Below are 13,335 nucleotides of genomic sequence, written 5' to 3'. Positions count from 1 at the left end.
TCAGCAGGAGGGTTGTTGTGACAAATAAAAGAGTGCCCAACTTCTTGCTGCCTCTTTTGGTTCTTTTCGTCTTCAATGTCTCCGCAGCGTTCGCGCAGGGCGGGTCAAACGCAGCCGGCGGTCAAACGCCGATCGAAATCAAGATCGGTTACCTTCGCGCATATGAGCCGGAGCTGGCACTGTCCGTCATGGACATTCCACCCGCCGATGCTGGTGTTGCCGGCGCCCAGGTTGCGATTGTCGATAACAATACCACCGGTTCCTTCCTCGGTCAGAAGTTTACGCTCGATGTGGTACAGATAAAACCGAATGAAGATGCTGTCGAACCATTTAACCAGATGGTTCAGAGCGGTGTGAAATTCGTGCTTGCCGATCTTTCTGCTGAGCAACTGCTGGCGATAGCCGATGCGGGCCGCGAGCAGGGCATCATTGTTTTCAATGTTGCTTCGCGCGAGGATGCGTTGCGTGAGGAACAGTGCCGCGCCAATGTCTTCCATACCGCACCAACCTATTCGATGCTGGCGGACGGGCTGGCGCAGTACCTGATCTGGAAGCAGTGGCGGAACTGGGTGCTGATCTATGGCTCCCATGAGGAGGACAAGCTGTTTGCGGAAGCGCTCCGCCGCGCCGCTGAACGTTTCGGCGGCAGCATCGTGGCCGAAAAGGAGTTCGAAGATACAGGCACGGCCCGCCGCAGTGACACGGGCGTAACGCAGATCCAGCGCCTGATGCCGGTCTTCACCCAGGACCTGCCGGCCCATGACGTGTTGCTGGCGGCTGACGAAAGTGAGGTCTTTGCCGGATATCTTCCCTATCGGACGTGGGTTCCGAGGCCTGTTGCAGGAAGCGCCGGCTTGCGGCCCTCCTCCTGGCATCCGGCAAGCGAGCAATGGGGCGGGACGCAGATCCAGAATCGGTTCGAAAAGGCCGTCAAGCGCCGCATGATCTCCGTCGACATGAACGCCTGGACGGCTGTGCGCAGCATCGGCGAAGCGGCCACCCGCACCCAGAGCGGGGAAACGGAAAAGCTCGCCGAGTTCATTCGCTCGGATGACTTCCAGGTCGCAGCATTCCGTGGCCAGCGGCTCACCTACCGCAAGTGGAATCAGCAGCTTCGCCAGCCTGTGTTCCTTGGCGATGGCAGCCAGGTTGTCTCAACGTCACCACAGGAGGGTTTCCTGCATCAGGTATCCGAACTCGACACGCTCGGCGTCGATCAACCCGAGACCGCATGTCAGCTCTGATCCAAGCACTCGGCAGTTCAAGAACAAATAGGGAGGAAATGCATGCGACGATATCTGCCGCTTTTAGCGATATCGCTGATGGCATCAACTGCAACGCCGGCTCTGGCCTACAAGGCCTATATTTCGAACGAGCGCGGGAACTCCGTTTCCATCGTTGATACGGAAACCATGGAGGTCATCGAGACCATCAACGTGGGGCAGCGGCCGCGCGGCATTACCATCTCGCACGACGGCAAGTACGTCTATCTCTGCGCGAGCGATGACGACACTGTCGAAATCATCGACACCGCGACGAACAAGATCGTCGGCACCCTGCCCTCCGGTCCGGATCCTGAGCTCTTCGTTCTGTCGCCTGACGGCAAGAGGCTTTACGTCGCCAACGAGGACGACAACCTCGTCACCGTGATCGACGTCGAGACCAAGCGCATGATCGTGGAGATCCCGGTGGGTGTGGAGCCGGAAGGCATGGGCATGAGCCCGGACGGCAAGACGCTGGTCAATACGTCGGAAACGACGAACATGGCCCACTTCATCGATACGGAAACGCATGAGATCACCCACAACGTGCTCGTGGATTCGCGTCCGCGTTTTGCCGAGTTCAATCCGGACGGCTCGGAAGTCTGGGTCAGTGCTGAAATCGGCGGCACGGTTTCGGTAATCGACAATGAAAGCCGCGAAATCAAGCACAAGATCACCTTCGAGATCCCCGGCCTGCGCACCGAATCGATCCAGCCCGTCGGCGTTCGTATCAGCGAGGATGGCACCAAGGCATATGTGGCGCTTGGGCCGGCAAACCGCGTGGCCGTGATCGACACCAGCACCTACGAAGTGACCAAATATGTGCTGGTCGGTCAGCGCGTCTGGCAGCTCGCGTTCACCCCTGACCAGAAGTACATCATCAGCACGAACGGCATTTCCAACGACGTGACCTTCATCGATGTCGCAACCGATGAACCGGTGCAGTCGGTAACGGTCGGGGACCAGCCATGGGGCGTGGTTGTTGCTCCAAACTGATGCCAACGCCTTGAGGCATATGGGACATGGAGGCTGTCCTGTCTGACCAACCATGTAAGGAGGAGAAATTCATGCGTAAGTATTTCTATGCCCTTGTTGCAGCGTCGATCGCGGCCATGCTTCACATCCAGCCGGCTTTGGCGCAGGACAAGGACGACGACGATGATGATGCCCCCCAGGCGCAGGCGACGCAGCAGGTAACCAGGGCGAGCAAGGATCTTCCCGAACTGATCCTCGGTTCGGCAGATGACGATTTCACCGTCAACCAGACCGACTTTGAACTCGTTGCCGGTCAGGCCTATCGCTGGAAGATTACCTCCCAGGGAAATCTGGAGTACAAGTTCTTCACCGACCTGTTCCGCAACGCCTGGATGAACCAGATCGTCATCGAAGAGCTTGAAGTCCACATGAACGGCGCGCCAGCCTGGCTTGAGTTCGATGCCAAGGGCACGATCCAGGTACAATTCGTCGCCGTCCGTCCGGGCATGCACACCTGGCATGTCGCCGATCTTGAAGGTCGCGGCATGAAGGGCACGATTACCATCAAGTAACGGGAACTGGGTGGCAACCCTCAGGGTTCTCACCCAATGGAGCACATGGAGCACATCCATCCATTTCCGGGGGGAAACGAGCCCGCTGCCATTGCGGTCCAGGGTGTCAGCCATTCCTATGGCAGGCACCCTGCCCTCAAGGACGTGAACTTTTCCGTTCCAGCCGGATCGATCGCCATGCTCCTCGGGCTGAACGGCGCGGGCAAGACCACGCTGTTCTCGCTCATCAGCCGGCTATTCGGTATCCAGAAGGGCTCCATCAGCATCTTCAACCACGACATTGCGCGGGAGCCCCGTGAGGCGCTCCGCCGCATCGGCATCGTCTTCCAGTCGCGCACGCTCGACCTGGACCTGAGCGTGAAGCAGAACCTTGCCTATCACGCCGCACTCCATGGTCTGAGCCACGCGCAGACCAAGCAGCGTATTGAAGCGGTGCTGCACACGGTTGAAATGGAAACGAGGCTGAAAGACAAGGTGCGCAGCCTCTCAGGCGGCCAAATGCGCCGTGTCGAGATCGCACGCGCGCTGCTGCACGAACCGAGGCTTCTGTTACTGGACGAGCCCACCGTGGGCCTCGACATCCAGTCCCGCGCGAGCATCGTCGCCTTCATCCGCAAGCTCGTGGCCAACCAGGGCATCAGCGTTCTCTGGGCCACCCACCTGATCGATGAGGTGGACGTTCGCGACCATGGCGTCATGCTGCGACAGGGTGTTGTAACTGCGGCGGGGCCGCTGCAGGCGATCATGACCCATGCTGGCACCCTCACCGTGGAGGAAGCATTCAACAAGCTTTGCCGGAAGGTGGAGCTGCAGGAGGTCCTGAGCCATGAGCCTTGACACTCCGCAGGTCACGACGCCCGAGCCGCTCTCACGCCCTTATGGGATTGGACCCTACCTCACCTGCATGAAGGGGATCCTGATCCGCGAGGCGCTGCGCTTCCTGCACCAGCGGGAGCGTTTCATCTCCTCGCTCGTGCGACCGCTGGTCTGGCTCTTCATCTTCGCCGCAGGGTTCCGCCAGGTGCTCGGCGTCTCGATCGTGCCGCCCTACAAGACCTATGTGCTTTATGAAATCTACATCACGCCCGGTCTCGCCGGCATGATCCTGCTTTTCAGCGGCATGCAGTCCTCCCTCTCCATGGTTTATGACCGTGAGATGGGCAACATGCGCACGCTACTGATCAGTCCCTTCCCACGCTGGTATCTGCTCGTTTCCAAACTGCTGGCCGGTGTCGCCGTGTCGCTCGCCCAGGTCTACGTCTTCCTTGGCATCGCCTGGTTCTGGGGCGTGAAGCCTCCGCCCTTCGGCTACATCGCCGTCCTGCCGGCGCTTCTGCTCGCGGGCCTGATGCTGGGCTCCCTCGGCATGCTGCTGTCCTCGATTATAAAGCAGCTGGAAAATTTCGCCGGCATCATGAACTTCGTCATCTTCCCGATGTATTTTGCCTCTTCAGCGCTTTATCCGCTGTGGCGAATACAGGAGGCAAGTCCGCTCCTTTACAAGATCTGTCAGGCAAATCCCTTCACCTACGCCGTGGAACTGATTCGCTTTGCTTTCTACGGTCAGCTGCATATGACATCATTATTGGTTGTTGCCGGCTGCACTATTGTCTTTCTCACCGGAGCGGTCATAGCCTATGATCCTTCGCGCGGGCTCATGTCCCGTAAACCGGCCGCAGGAGGAAACTCATGATGCGTCTGCCTGCCCGAACAACGGGCGTGGTCATGTCAGTGCTTGCATTGCTTCTGTCGCAGGCGGCGGCTCAACAGCCATCGCAGCAGACGGAACCTGAAGATCTTTGGCCCTGCGTCCAGCGCAAGGTGCCCGAGTTATCGCTGCCGCAGATCTGGAACGGCCCGGAAATTCCGGAGGAGGCAAAGGACTGGCGGGAGGATCGGGAGGTGGCCGACCTCGTTCAGGAGCTTGCGCAGCGTCGCGTCCCCATGGAGGAAGCGCAGCAGAGAATTCGCGATTTCGCTGAATCGCTGAAGCCTGAAGAACACGATCAGCGGCTTTTCAAGCTCGCCGAAGGGCTGTTCGAGCACATGAACCAGGAGCGTTCGCATGTCATGTCCGGCATCGAGCGCGTTGCGCAAAAGCAGATCAGGCTGGCTGACAGCATCCGCAAGGAAAACCTTGCGCTTGATTCCCTCACCCGCGATCCGAAGGCGAACCCGACGGAAGTCCAGCGCCAGACTGAAGCCTTCAACTTCAGCACCCGAATGTTCCAGGAACGCGCGCAGTCCATCACCTATGTCTGCGAGGTTCCCACGCTCATCGAACAGCGCCTTTACCGTCTGGCGAATACGATCGTTCCGTTGATCGCGGACAAGAAGGGTTAGCTTCTTTCCAGGCCAACCACGCCGCTCAACTTCTCCAAACGACAATAGCCAGACCGCGAGGCCTGGCTATCGGATAATCTGCCGTGTTCGGACCGCCATCAGAGCGGCGTTCCGATCAGCTGATTAGCTGCTGAACTGCTTCAGATAGGCGATGAGATTGGTGATCTCGTCTTCCTTCTTGAGGCCCGGGAACACCATCTTGGTCTTCGGCACCTTGCCCTTCGGGTTAGCGATGAACTCGGCGAGGTTCTCTTCATCCCACACGAGACCGTTTTCACCAGCTTCAATCATTGCAGGCGAATACTTGAAGCCCTCATGGGCAGCAGCCTTGCGGCCTACTACGCCCTTGAGCGACGGACCTACCTTGTTCTGGTCTTCTTCCACCACGTGGCAGGCCTTGCACTTCGCAAACACCTTCTCACCGGCGGCCGCGTCCTGCGCATGGGCCGAACCAGCCATGAGCGCCGCTACTGGCACGAGCGCAAGCATATATTTGTGCAACATTTCACTACTATCCTTGATCTTGTGGGGGCGCCCATTTTTCGGGTATCGGATCCCCTAAACCGTTTCCGTCCCTATATCACAAAGCTATCCGGCACAACCAGGAAGTCAAGGACAGCAACGCCGCATCCGTCCGCCTGTGGAATTCAGGCTCTGCCTCTATTCCGTTGACGGCTTCCACGAAGGACCCTAGCTTAGACTTAAGACGACTGTCTGGCACCGCAGTAATCCGCACACACGCATAAAGTTCCATTCACCGAATGGAGGTGCCCATGATTGTCTTTGATCTCATGCTGACAGTTTGCCTTGCGAGCGATGCAAGCCACTGCCGCACCGAGCACATCTACTTTGAAAACGACGGCACTGAGATGCAGTGCATGGTCCGCGCTCAGCCCCACATCGCCCGCTGGATGGATAGCCATCCCGGATTCCGCGTCAAGCGCTGGGAATGCGTAAACCCGGATGTTGTGCGGAAGATCTGACGGAAATCTTTAGAAACAACGGATATCGGCTTCCGCCTGGGCACGCCTGATGGCCGCCAAAGACTGCCTTGAAGGTGCTGTCTCACGGAAGATTGCACTTCGTTCGCCGGTCATCTGCTGCATGCGGGCAACCGTCTCCGCCTTCACGTAATCATCGTAGGACATGATGGACGAGATGACGTCTATGGAGCAAGAACAGCGCTCCAGCACCTGACGCGTCTGGCCGTTGCTGATCATGCAGGCCACCACGTAGTCTGCAACTGCGACCGTAGGATAGTCGTTCGCCGCGCTGGCGGGTGAGACGGAGACGGCAAGCATCCCGAGCACACCGCCCATTGCGGCCAGGCCCCTTTTTCTCATGAAATTCCTCCGCATCGACATCTTGTCGAGACAATTCATATGTCCATTGGCTGAGTCATACTAACACCCAAAGTCTTGCTTGAAAGAATTTTTTGCTTGCTGATTGACTCCCGAATTTTACAAAAATCAGCAATATTGCGTTGCAATAAATATATTTTGCATTGCAACATCTTGGGGCAGACTTTTAAGCTTGTGCGTTGTGACAATCTGTCTTAATCTATTTTTGTTTCCGGCTTCAAAGGACTTCTTCGTCTAGGGAGCGGAGCTTGTCTTTCGTAGGCCAAGTGAGGTGGGCAGCTTAAGGTGCCCGCTGCTCACCTGGGCTTCGGTCGTGACACGCTGCCGGAAATATTCCCCTGACATAATGGTCGCGTGTAGCGCTTGGGAGAAGCCCTGCGCAGCGATTGTCACTTTTGATCGTCGGGAGGACTTTTAATGCGTGTGCTCAAGACTACAGCCTTCTTATCGGTGGCTGCGCTGATGTGCTGCTCGCCTTTGGCCGTACAGGCCAATGAGCAGCTTATCGAGCTATCGAAAGACTCAAAGAACTGGATCATGCCGACTGGCGACTACGCCAACACCCGGTATTCAGAACTTGACCAGATAAACAAGGACAACGTGAAGAATCTGCAGGTAAAGTGGAGCTTCTCCACTGGCGTCCTGCGCGGCCACGAAGGTGGTCCACTGGTTCATGATGGCGTGATGTACTTCAATACGCCGTTCCCGAACATCGTATATGCCCTTGACCTGAATAACGACGGCAAGATCCTCTGGAAATACGAGCCGCAGCAGGATGCCAATGTTATTCCGATCATGTGCTGCGACACCGTCAACCGTGGTGTTGCCTATGCGCCGCCGGAAGGCGACCGCCCTGCTCTGATCCTGCAGTACCAGGCTGACACGACCCTCGTGGCATTGGATGCCAAGACGGGCAAGGTGGTCTGGGAAGTGCTGAACGGCGAGCACAAGGACGGCAGCCTGTCAGAGTCCGGTACCTCCGCACCCATGGTGTTCAAGGACAAGGTTCTGGTTGGTATCTCCGGTGCTGAGTTCGGCGTCCGGGGCCACGTGACGGCCTACAACCTGTCTGACGGTTCCGTCGCCTGGCGCGCCTACTCCACGGGTCCGGACGCTGAAACGCTGATGGATCCTGAAAACACGACCCATCTTGGCAAGCCAGTCGGACCTGACTCAGGCATTGCAACCTGGGAAGGTGACCAGTGGAAGACCGGTGGCGGCACCACCTGGGGCTGGTACGCATATGATCCTGAACTGAACCTTATCTATTACGGTACCGGCAACCCCTCCACCTGGAACCCGGTACAGCGCCCCGGCGACAACCGTTGGTCGATGACCCTGTTTGCGCGCGATGCAGACACGGGCACCGCCAAGTGGGTCTACCAGATGACGCCCCATGACGAATGGGACTACGACGGCGTGAATGAAAACATTCTCGTTGACGATATGAAGATCAACGGCGAACCCCGTGACGTAGTGGTTCACTTCGACCGCAACGGCTTTGCCTACACGCTTGACCGCGCAACCGGTGAGCTTCTCGTTGCCGAGAAGTATGATCCGAAGGTCAACTGGGCAACCCACGTTGAAATGGATCCAAACAGCGACCAATACGGGCGTCCGCAGGTAGTTGCCGAGTACTCGACCCACCAGAACGGTGAAGACACCAACACCACCGGCATCTGCCCTGCAGCTCTTGGTACCAAGGACCAGCAGCCAGCTGCTTACTCACCCAAGACCAAGCTCTTCTACGTGCCGACCAACCACGTCTGCATGGACTACGAGCCCTACCGGGTGAGCTATACCGCCGGCCAGCCTTACGTCGGCGCATCGGTGTCCATGTATCCGACCCCAGACAGCCATGGCGGCATGGGTAACTTCATTGCCTGGGATGCTGCCAAGGGTGAAATCGTCTGGTCAATCCCTGAGCAGTTCTCGGTATGGTCCGGTGCTCTGGCGACCGCTGGCGACGTGATCTTCTACGGCACGCTGGAAGGCTACATCAAGGCCGTCGATACGGAAGGCAAGGAACTCTACAAGTTCAAGACCCCGTCCGGCATCATCGGCAACGTGAACACCTTCGAGCATGACGGCAAGCAGTACCTCGCTGTTCTGTCGGGCGTCGGCGGCTGGGCCGGTATCGGTCTGGCGGGCGGCCTCCTGCAGGCTGAAGGTGCGGAAGCCTGGCAGCAGGCAGTGGCTGGTGACCGCGCTCCGACCGATCAGCAGCAGGCGATCGGCACCGCAGGTCTCGGCGCAGTGGGTGGTTACGCAGCTCTGGCTGACTACACCGCTCTCGGTGGTCAGCTGACCGTGTTCGGTCTTCCGGACTAATACCAACCCGGGATCGAACTGATCCGTGCCCAGAAATGGGTTTGTCTAAAGAAAGCCCGGCAAAAACCGGCCGGGCTTTCTTGTTCGATTATCCACAATATGAGGCTCTCATGGCAGTTCGCTTGGCCGTTTCGGCATTTATCATCGCTATTGCTTCTCTCACTCCCGTCAACGCACAAGACTCCAAGGAAGCCGCCAAGGCGGTGTCGAATGAAGACGGCAAGTATTTCGATGCGGACGGAGTGCCTACTTACAATATTTCACCCGAAGGCGTCGTCGACTGGTTCACCTTCAGCGGTTACCGTCGCTATCACTCTGATTGCCATGTCTGCCATGGACCTGACGGGGTGGGATCGAGTTACGCTCCCGCACTCGCCGAATCTCTGAAGAAAATGGATTACGGCACGTTCATCTCCATCGTCGCGGAAGGACGTAAGAACGTCGGCGGCGGCAAGGAAAACGTGATGCCTGCCTTTGGCGACAACAAGAACGTCTATTGCTACATGGACGATCTCTATGTCTACCTTCGGGCTCGTGCCGTCGGCGGCATGCCGCGCGGTCGTCCGCCGAAGCGTGAAGACAAGACAGAGGCGGCAGCCGAAGCAGAGCGCAGCTGCATGGAAGGCTGACCATGTTCAATAGCCAAGGATCACCGCGCGCCAGCGCCACAGTATCGTGCAGGAACTACGTTTCACGCGGCCTCGCGCTGGCTGCAGCCTTCGCCCTCTTCCATCTGGCGAGCCCGTCCGAGGGCAATGCAGCGAATGGGGCGGTGCAGCGGGCTCTGGAACTCGTTGATCCTGAACATCTGCGCGTCTGCGCGGATCCCTCCAGCATGCCCTACTCCAACGAGAAGGGCGAGGGATTCGAGAACAAGCTCGCGGAACTGGTGGCCGAGAAGCTCGGCCGCAAGTCCGTGCAATACACCTGGTATCCAATGGCGACCGGCTTCGTGCGCAACACGTTGCGTGCAAACCGCTGCGATATCATCATGGGCTATCCTCAGGGTGACGAGCAGGTTCAGAACACCAACCACTATTACCGCTCCTCGTACGTGCTCATCTACAAGAAGGGCGGCGATCTGGACGGTGTCGAAACGATCAGCGACCCGAAGCTCGCGGGCAAGCGTGTGGGGGTGGTCGATACCACACCCCCTGGCACGAGCCTGATCAAGGCTGGGCTGATGAAGACGGCAAAGATCTATCCCCTGATGGTTGATACCCGCGTAGTGCCTCCGGCAGCGGAGCTGATGGTCCGCGATTTGCTGAGCGGCAACATCGACGCTGCCGCCGTTTGGGGACCGATGGCCGGCTACTACGTCAAGAATGCTTCGGAAGAGCTCACCATGGTTCCGCTGGTGAAGGAGCAAGGTAGCTCGCGTCAGAGCTATCGTATCACCATGGGAGTGCGCCCCTCCGATCAGGAGTGGAAACGGACGCTAAACCGTCTGATCCAAGATAACCAGGAGGAGATCAACAAGCTCCTGCTGGACTACAACGTCCCGCTTCTGGACGAGAACGACAAGCCGATCACCCAGTAGCCTGGGTGATCCACGACTGCCTTCCTTGACTGACCAAGAGAGTGTCGAGCCCCGCTTGCTGATGAAAGAAACAGCAGTGCGGGGAACATCTCGCGTCCGATGCGGTTCGGTTCACAAGCCCCAATTCTGGGAAACAAGGAAGGAAACGCCCATGTCCGGATTTACACGGATCGCAGCAATCAGCGCACTTGCACTCTCCATGTCTGCAGGCTTTGCCCTAGCAGATGAATGCGTAGATACCAGCACCACCGCCTCCACGAACCATCCGGCCGCTACCGGTTCAGCTTCAGGCGACACGAACGCCGGCTCGGCCGACGCCAACCGGATTGCCAAGGACGGCTCGAGGGCTCCTCTGGAAGGAGCGCAGACGTCGAGCGAACAACAGGCATCCACGGACACCTCGTCTGGCGCGACCACACCAAACGCCTCCACGGACAGCACTCAGACGGCCGAACGTCCGGCGGGTGCCGCATCCGACAGCCAGTCGACAGACACTGCAGCAGCTGACACGGTTCAGAAGGACGGCAACAACATGCCGCTTCAGAGCAGCGAATCCGACAAGAGCGGCGCTGACATTGCCACTTCGCAGCAGGACGTTGAAGCTCAGCAGGAAGGCCAGCAGACCATGGCCGCCAAGGCCGATAAGGACTGCTAAATAACATTGATTCACGTGAAAACATTGACCAAGGGCGGCCTCAAAGCCGCCCTTTCATTTGAGCTTATACCTTCGGCCTGAAGGCAAGCAGCCTGAGCGCATTGGCCGTCACCAGAACCGTAGCGCCCGTATCCGCCAGGATCGCCATCCATAGCGATGTCATTCCGAGGAGCGTCGTCACGAGGAAGATGGCCTTGAGGCCGATGGCGATCGTGACATTCTGCCGGATATTGCCGAGCGTCGCCCGCGACAGCGCGATCAGCTCAGCAACGCCGACCACGCGGTCCTTGAGAATGGCAGCTTCCGCCGTTTCCAGCGCCACGTCCGTGCCGCCGCCCATGGCAACGCCAACGCTTGCAGTGGAAAGCGCAGGCGCATCGTTGATGCCATCGCCCACCATGGCAACCGGGCCGCGCTCCTTCAGCGCATTGATCTTTGCAAGCTTCGCCTCCGGCAACAGCTCGGCCTCGAAGTCGAGCCGCAGCCGGGCTGCTACCGCCTTTGCCGCCCGGGCGTTATCGCCGGTCAGCATGAAAGGCTTGACGCCAAGGTTCTGAAGCTTTTGCATGCCGTCCGCTGCATCGTCGCGCAGCGTGTCGGCAAGAGCGATCAACCCAAGCAACTTGTTCCCTGAAATCACGGTGACGACCGTCTTGCCCTCTGACTCAAGGGCGTCGATCTTCACCCGCGCAGCCTCGTCCAGAACGCCGGCCTCTTCGGCAAAGCGGGGTGAACCAACGTCCACAAATCCGTCCCGCAGTCTTGCACGGACTGACTTGCCAGCCGTCGCCGTTGCGCCGAAGGCGTTGGGAATGTCGAGGTTCCGCTGCTCTGCCGCCTGCACGATGGCGAGCCCCAGGGGATGGCTGGAGCCGCGCTCGACGGCAGCAGCCTTGGCAAGCACGGCATCCTCCAGTCCGGCCAGTGCCACGACATCCGTCACCTGCGGCTTGCCAATCGTCAGCGTGCCGGTCTTGTCGAAGCCGACCGTCTTGACGTGCCCGAGGGTTTCAAGCGCCGCACCGCCCTTGATCAGCAATCCACGCCGCGCACCGGCGGCCAGACCAGAAGCAATTGCAGCAGGCGTCGAGATGACCATCGCACAGGGGCAGGCGATGAGCAGCGTTGCAAGGCCACGGTAGATCCACACGTGCCATGTCCCGCCGAAAAACAGCGGCGGAACGATGGCGATCAGCGCCGCGACCACCATCGCCGCAGGCGTGTAGCGCGAGGCGAAACGGTCGATGAACCGAGCCGTGGGCGCCTTTGTCTGCTGCGCTTCTTCCACGAGATGGATGATGCGCGCGATTGTGTTGTCTGCAGCGGTCCGCGTGATTCGCACCCGCAGCAGACCATCGCTGTTGACGCTTCCGGCATAGACCGCAGCCCCCACATCCTTCGCGACGGGCACCGACTCGCCTGTCACGGGCGACTCATCAAGCTGCGATCGACCCTCGATGATCTCGCCATCGGAAGGCACCCGGTCACCGGGGCGGACCTGCACAACATCGCCGACAGCAAGCTCTACAGCCGCAATTTCCTGGATCTGCCCGTCCGGTGTCTCGCGCCTTGCCGTGCGGGGCACGAGGTTCACCAGCGCCTTTATGCCGGCGCGCGCGCGTCCTGCCGCCACGTTCTCCAGCAACTCGCCCACGGCAAACAGGAACACGACGGCGGCAGCCTCTGCAGATTCACCGATGATGATGGCGCCGATGGCGGCCACGCTCATCAGTGTCTCGATGGAAAAGGGCGCGCCGAGCATCGCCCCGGCCACCGCACGCCGCATGAACGGCAGCACGCTGAGGGCGGCGGCAATGGTGAAGAAGAGCCCTTCCTGCTCGGGAAACAGATAGCTTCCAGCGAAAGCCAGCGCAAAGAGCAGACCGGACAGGGCTGCAAGTATCGCCTTCGTGCCCTGCCACCAAGCCTCACCGTGATCATGGTCGTGCCCGTGGGCGTGGCTATGAAGGTGCCCTGAGTGGCCCTCGCCCGCTTCCACAGGCTTGTAGCCAAGTGCTTTCACGCGGGCCGCGATATCAGAGGGCTGGGTGCGATCCTCGTCGAGCTTCAGCGACAGGAGGCCAGACCCGGCGTTCACCTCGATGTCGCTCACGCCGGGAAGCCGCTTGATTGCCGTTTCGATCTTGATCGCGCAGGAGGCGCAATCCATGTCCGCGATATGCAGCCTGTAGGAAGTCGGAGTTGCCATACCATCACCTTGGGCACCCTGCGATGAACGCCTGCAGGGGGCACTATTCTTCGTATGGCACCCGATATAATCCCTGTAGTCACTACA

At 59.1% G+C, this 13,335-nt stretch carries 14 protein-coding genes; 11 read left to right on the top strand and 3 right to left on the bottom strand.

The features are described from left to right. Window positions 1–17 precede the first annotated feature (17 nt). The 6 genes from pedA1 to IEX27_RS05345 all read left to right on the top strand — a co-directional run bounded on the left by pedA1 (window position 18) and on the right by IEX27_RS05345 (window position 5,152). Window positions 18–1,244 carry a lanthanide ABC transporter ABC transporter substrate-binding protein PedA1 gene (gene pedA1, locus IEX27_RS05370; RefSeq protein ID WP_244630222.1) on the top strand — a complete coding sequence of 409 codons (1,227 nt, stop codon included), beginning with the start codon at window positions 18–20 and terminating at the stop codon, window positions 1,242–1,244. 42 nt (window positions 1,245–1,286) lie between these two features. Beyond that, on the top strand, window positions 1,287–2,258 hold the full coding sequence (locus tag IEX27_RS05365) for a YVTN family beta-propeller repeat protein (protein WP_188719904.1): 972 nt from the start codon (window positions 1,287–1,289) through the stop codon (window positions 2,256–2,258). Window positions 2,259–2,329: 71 nt separating this feature from the next. Further along, entirely contained in the window at window positions 2,330–2,809 is a 480-nt protein-coding gene (locus IEX27_RS05360) for a cupredoxin domain-containing protein (protein WP_188719903.1), read from the top strand. Between the two features lie 45 nt (window positions 2,810–2,854). Next, window positions 2,855–3,646, top strand: a complete 792-nt coding sequence (gene pedB / locus IEX27_RS05355; protein ID WP_188719902.1) for a lanthanide ABC transporter ATP-binding protein PedB/LutE — start codon at window positions 2,855–2,857, stop codon at window positions 3,644–3,646. Continuing rightward, the gene (gene pedC / locus IEX27_RS05350) at window positions 3,636–4,502 is read left to right on the top strand and encodes a lanthanide ABC transporter permease protein PedC (protein WP_188719901.1); all 867 of its coding nucleotides are present in this window, start codon (window positions 3,636–3,638) and stop codon (window positions 4,500–4,502) included. The genes pedB and pedC overlap by 11 nt, the downstream gene beginning before the upstream one ends. Then, window positions 4,499–5,152, top strand: a complete 654-nt coding sequence (locus tag IEX27_RS05345; protein WP_188719900.1) for a hypothetical protein — start codon at window positions 4,499–4,501, stop codon at window positions 5,150–5,152. Before pedC ends, IEX27_RS05345 begins: the two co-directional genes overlap by 4 nt. 123 nt (window positions 5,153–5,275) lie before the next feature. On the opposite strand, the gene IEX27_RS05340 is transcribed toward IEX27_RS05345, so the two are convergent. Then, a complete protein-coding gene (locus IEX27_RS05340; RefSeq protein WP_188719899.1) occupies window positions 5,276–5,656 on the bottom strand; it encodes a c-type cytochrome in 381 nt (126 codons plus the stop codon). 269 nt (window positions 5,657–5,925) lie between these two features. Here IEX27_RS05340 and IEX27_RS05335 point away from each other — a divergent pair, with 269 nt between their 5' ends. Next, on the top strand, window positions 5,926–6,135 hold the full coding sequence (locus IEX27_RS05335) for a hypothetical protein (protein ID WP_188719898.1): 210 nt from the start codon (window positions 5,926–5,928) through the stop codon (window positions 6,133–6,135). Window positions 6,136–6,144: 9 nt separating this feature from the next. On the opposite strand, the gene IEX27_RS05330 is transcribed toward IEX27_RS05335, so the two are convergent. Beyond that, the gene (locus IEX27_RS05330) at window positions 6,145–6,495 is read right to left on the bottom strand and encodes a hypothetical protein (RefSeq protein ID WP_210315501.1); all 351 of its coding nucleotides are present in this window, start codon (window positions 6,493–6,495) and stop codon (window positions 6,145–6,147) included. Between the two features lie 435 nt (window positions 6,496–6,930). Here IEX27_RS05330 and IEX27_RS05325 point away from each other — a divergent pair, with 435 nt between their 5' ends. The 4 genes from IEX27_RS05325 to IEX27_RS05310 all read left to right on the top strand — a co-directional run bounded on the left by IEX27_RS05325 (window position 6,931) and on the right by IEX27_RS05310 (window position 11,039). Continuing rightward, entirely contained in the window at window positions 6,931–8,844 is a 1,914-nt protein-coding gene (locus tag IEX27_RS05325; RefSeq protein ID WP_188719897.1) for a methanol/ethanol family PQQ-dependent dehydrogenase, read from the top strand. Between the two features lie 110 nt (window positions 8,845–8,954). After that, window positions 8,955–9,473, top strand: coding sequence for a c-type cytochrome, methanol metabolism-related (locus IEX27_RS05320; RefSeq protein ID WP_188719896.1), 519 nt, complete (start codon window positions 8,955–8,957; stop codon window positions 9,471–9,473). 2 nt (window positions 9,474–9,475) lie between these two features. Further along, the gene (locus IEX27_RS05315) at window positions 9,476–10,384 is read left to right on the top strand and encodes a substrate-binding domain-containing protein (RefSeq protein WP_188719895.1); all 909 of its coding nucleotides are present in this window, start codon (window positions 9,476–9,478) and stop codon (window positions 10,382–10,384) included. Window positions 10,385–10,535: 151 nt separating this feature from the next. Beyond that, entirely contained in the window at window positions 10,536–11,039 is a 504-nt protein-coding gene (locus IEX27_RS05310; RefSeq protein WP_188719894.1) for a prolipoprotein diacylglyceryl transferase, read from the top strand. A 64-nt stretch (window positions 11,040–11,103) separates the two neighbouring features. Here IEX27_RS05310 and IEX27_RS05305 read toward each other — a convergent pair whose 3' ends face one another. Then, window positions 11,104–13,248 carry a heavy metal translocating P-type ATPase gene (locus IEX27_RS05305; RefSeq protein ID WP_188719893.1) on the bottom strand — a complete coding sequence of 715 codons (2,145 nt, stop codon included), beginning with the start codon at window positions 13,246–13,248 and terminating at the stop codon, window positions 11,104–11,106. Between the last annotated feature and the right edge of the window lie 87 nt (window positions 13,249–13,335).

The organism is Nitratireductor aestuarii (assembly GCF_014641695.1).
In the GTDB taxonomy this organism is placed as follows: Bacteria; Pseudomonadota; Alphaproteobacteria; order Rhizobiales; family Rhizobiaceae; genus Chelativorans; species Chelativorans aestuarii.
The sequence above is the reverse complement of the archived record's forward strand: the minus strand, read 5'-3'. Positions and strand labels throughout refer to the sequence as shown.